General features: G+C 68.3%; 4 protein-coding genes and 2 pseudogenes. 2 read left to right on the top strand and 4 right to left on the bottom strand.

What is annotated here, in order from left to right:
* A pseudogene (locus tag E1281_RS38525) lies at positions 1–765 on the bottom strand (hypothetical protein); the annotation flags it as partial.
* Between the two features lie 455 nt (positions 766–1,220).
* Here E1281_RS38525 and E1281_RS38520 point away from each other — a divergent pair.
* Positions 1,221–1,457, top strand: a complete 237-nt coding sequence (locus E1281_RS38520) for a hypothetical protein (protein WP_131884631.1) — start codon at positions 1,221–1,223, stop codon at positions 1,455–1,457.
* A 323-nt stretch (positions 1,458–1,780) separates the two neighbouring features.
* Entirely contained in the window at positions 1,781–2,170 is a 390-nt protein-coding gene (locus E1281_RS38515) for a hypothetical protein (RefSeq protein ID WP_131884630.1), read from the top strand.
* 271 nt (positions 2,171–2,441) lie between these two features.
* Here E1281_RS38515 and E1281_RS38510 read toward each other — a convergent pair whose 3' ends face one another.
* The 3 genes and pseudogenes from E1281_RS38510 to E1281_RS38500 all read right to left on the bottom strand — a co-directional run.
* On the bottom strand, positions 2,442–2,630 hold the full coding sequence (locus E1281_RS38510; protein ID WP_131884629.1) for a DUF397 domain-containing protein: 189 nt from the start codon (positions 2,628–2,630) through the stop codon (positions 2,442–2,444).
* Positions 2,627–3,235 (bottom strand): DUF5753 domain-containing protein, encoded by a 609-nt coding sequence (locus E1281_RS38505; RefSeq protein ID WP_131884628.1) that lies wholly within the window; start codon positions 3,233–3,235, stop codon positions 2,627–2,629. The genes E1281_RS38510 and E1281_RS38505 overlap by 4 nt, the downstream gene beginning before the upstream one ends.
* A gap of 94 nt (positions 3,236–3,329) precedes the next feature.
* Positions 3,330–3,515 (bottom strand): annotated as a pseudogene (locus E1281_RS38500) (IS5/IS1182 family transposase); the annotation flags it as partial.

Below are 3,515 nucleotides of genomic sequence, written 5' to 3'. Positions count from 1 at the left end.
GTACGAAGGCCGGAGCGCGACCCGCCGCTGCACCGGATGAAGGAAGATCCTCCACGTGTCGAACGGATGCGCCAGGATCTCCCGCAGATCGTCCGGCCCGCTCACGAAGACGACCTGCCCCGGCGACCGCCGCATGGCCGTCACCAGGTCGTCGGGGTCGACCGCGGCGGGCTTCTCCTCCACCGCCAGGGTCTTGGCGACCTCTTCCCACGCCTGCTGCGGATTCATGCCCTGCGCCAGCGCCAGCAAGGCCATGTACTGCGGCTCCGGCAGCAGCTTCTCCATCGCCTGGAGATGCGACTCGTCCGTCAGCAGCCGCACCAGCGGGATCAGCTCCGCATCGATCCCCAGCCGCAGCAGGTCGTTGTCGAAGACGTGCTCCAGCAGCCGGTGAACGGTCCCCTCGGCGACCTTCTCCAACGCCGGAGACATCTCGTCAAGGGCGACCTGGTCACGAACCTCCAGCACACCGATCGCCTGGTTGACCGAGAACCTCCTGCTCCGGGCCCACCCGATCGCGTCGTCGTGCGGCATCACCTTGAGCAGGCAGTACACGCCCCCCTTCTCGGGCGCCAGCACCACCCCGCGCCAGAACCGGTCGATCCGGATCGTCCGGATCCGCGGGTCCTTGGCGTCGTTGAGCTTCTCCAGGTGCAGCCCCGCGTGCGTGTGCTCGGCGAACTTCCCGATCGCCGCGTCCACGCCCTTGCGCACCTTCGGCTCCAACTTGGCGTACTGCGGCATGAACGAGTCCGCAATAGCCAACTCAGCCACCCCGCCACCGCCCTTTCACCCGCCCTGACACCGCTGTCAGGCCCGAACATCCTAAGAGCGCCGCACGCCCCCCAACGATTGAACCGTGTACCACCGCCCGTCCACCTCCGGACAACCACGGAATGATGACGCCCCATGGCCGGGAGCCGCGCCGGCGCCCGCGCGGGACCCGTTCCGGCATTACGCTTTCCGTCCTGGACTTCGGGGACCGCTACGCCAAGGTGATGCCGCTCGGCGCCGGCGGTATTGGGAGGTCTGAGAGGGGCAGGACACCCGCCTCGGCCGCAGGGTCGCGATCAAGGTCGTCCGTCTGGTGCGGCCGGACGACGACCGGGCGCGGCTGCACCGGCGCTTCCGCCGTGAGGCCCCGGACGGGCGCGCCTGAACCATCCCGGAATCCCCGTCCTGTACGCCTTGCGGTCGGCCACCGCTCTTCGAACGGCTTGATGACGTCCTGCTCGGTGAACTCGGTCCCGTACCGCTCGTTGAACCTCCAGGAACCAGGGGTCGAGACGCTCGGGATCCGGGCGGAAGAGCAGCAGCTGAGGGCCGAGCAGGGAACCCGCGTCTGCGGCGTCGACGACCCGCGCGCCCACGCCCCGCCGCATGATCTCGGAGAGAAGGACGTCACCCTCCTCGATGACGACGGGCGCCGTGAGGTTCTGGTCCGCGAGCATTCCTGACGCGGGGGCGCCCTTCGCGACGTCCCGGGCCGTGAGTACAGGTGTGGCGTCCCCATACGGCAAGGCCAATTGCCCGTCCGCCCCGCCATGGACCGGGAAGTGGTCAAGGCCCGATGGAGGCTGGGGCGTTACCGCGTTGCAGGTCGCCCACCGTGGCCGTACTCCAGTTGATGGCCTCCGCACCGGTCGGCTGCCAGTCGGCCGCACCGAGTGCGCGCACCTTCTCCGCCGCGCCCCTCAACCGCTGCTGCTGCTCGTTGACCTCGTCCGCGAACTCGGCCGGTGCGACGAGATGCGCCGATGCGTGAACGTGACGCGCGGGAGTGAGGTCCGTCGACGTCGCCGAGACGGTCAAGGTCGAGCAGGAGGGCACGCTCGTCCCGCTCTCCAGGCTCGTCGAGACGCGGAAGCGTCAGATCGGCAAGATCGACCCGGAGGTGATCACCCTCTCGGCCCTGCGCGTCCTGGTGATCGCCGCGATCTTCGGCCGGACCGGCATCGCGCAGTCGTCGGAGACCGTCCACCGGGAGGACCTGCCGGACGGTGTTGCCGCCGAGCAGATCGAGCGGGAAGGGGTGAAGATCGTGTCCGAGCTGCTGACGGACCTGTTCCCCGTACTTTGGCCGCGCGGTCGGCGGTCTCCGCCCCGGCCGTCCTCGCGGGCCTGGGCGTCGTCGCGCACCAGGTCACCACCTGGGGTGCCGGGGACCTGAGCGTTGACGGGGTGCTGGATCTGCTCGCGGACGTCCGCTGGGAGCGGGAGGCGCGCTACTGGGAGGGCGTGGCGGCGCGGTCCGGAGCCTCCGGCTCGCTGAACTTCGGCGGGGAAGTGAAGGACGCCGGCGGCCGGGTCGCCGAACGCACTGCTGCTGCCCGGCAGCCCGCTCGGCCGCCAGATGCGGCCTCCAGTGACGTGCCGCCCGCGCTGACCGTCCGGCCTGCATCGATCGGGGGCGGACCGGACGGTTGGTGGTCGTCGAGGGGTCAGGCAGTGGGGCGGATGCGGCCGAGGAGCCGCTTCCACTCGGCGGGGGTGAATTCGAGGATGGGGCTGTCGTCGAGCTTGGTGTCACGAACACCGACCGTGCCGTCGGTCGCACGGCCCGCTTCGACACACCCGCCGTTCGGTTCACTGTGGCGTGACTTGCGCCAGCCGTAGAAATTCTTGGTCATGTCCCCGATCCTGTCTTGTCGGTGAGCCTGTCGGCTACCCGATCGAGGAAGGTGATGCTGTCTTCACGGGACAGGGCGGCCTCCTGCAAACGATCGTAGATCCTGGTGTAGCGGTCCACCTCCCCTCGCTGGGTTAGGACGAGATCGGTGGTGACAGTGTCGAGCACCGCTATTGGTGAGTCGCCCGGCTCCGCGAATGTGTAGAGGTAGAACGCGGACTTGGGGAGGAAGCCTCCCGGGACGCTGGCGTCGTGCCGCAGTACTCGGACGGTGATGCGCTCCTCTTCCGAGATCACCCCGATCATGTGTCGCAGTTGTGCGGCCATCGCCTGTGGCGGTACGGACAAGCGGTGAATCACGCATTCGTCCAGGACGGTTTCGTATGACGGGCCGGTGGGCTTGAGCAGTTCGCCCTGCCGCCGCATACGGGCCTCGGCCATACGTTCGGGGACGTAGTCGAGCTTTCCCTGAAACTCGTCCAGGTCGACGAGTGCCGAGATGAACTCGGGAGCCTGCAAGACCGCAGGCATAACGGTCTGGTTGTACTCGCGGACGGTGGCGGCGTTGGATTCGAGGTCGGCGTAGAGCTTCTGGCGGGCACCCATGGAGGCGCCGTACTTGTCCCACCAGCCCTTCTGGGCGGCCTCGTGGGCGAGTTTATGGAGTCTGTCGTACTCACTGAGGTTTTCTCGCCGACTTTCAGCTGATCCTGCGGTGCTCGAAAAGGGTGAGGACGTGGGCGGAGCGGACGAGGTCGTCGATTCTGCTGGGGCTGAGGGTGGTGTGCTGGAGGGCGGTCCACCGTTGGGTGAGGAGTGCGAAGCCGCGTTCGCCGAGGCAGCGTAGGGAGCGTTGCAGGGCGTTGTGGGTGCGGTTGCCGGTGGC

It is taken from the genome of Actinomadura sp. KC345 (genome assembly GCF_004348515.1).
Classification (GTDB): Bacteria; Actinomycetota; Actinomycetes; order Streptosporangiales; family Streptosporangiaceae; genus Spirillospora.
Note: the sequence above shows the minus strand (reverse complement) of the source record. Positions and strands in the feature narration are given on the sequence as shown.

What these genes read in the sequence shown, in the direction of transcription:
- E1281_RS38505 (WP_131884628.1), bottom strand. Translation starts at nt 3,235, where the DNA reads ATGGGTGCCCGCCAGAAGCTCTACGCCGACCTCGAATCCAACGCCGCC.
- E1281_RS38520 (WP_131884631.1), top strand. Translation starts at nt 1,221, where the DNA reads ATGACGTCCTGCTCGGTGAACTCGGTCCCGTACCGCTCGTTGAACCTC.
- E1281_RS38510 (WP_131884629.1), bottom strand. Translation starts at nt 2,630, where the DNA reads ATGACCAAGAATTTCTACGGCTGGCGCAAGTCACGCCACAGTGAACCG.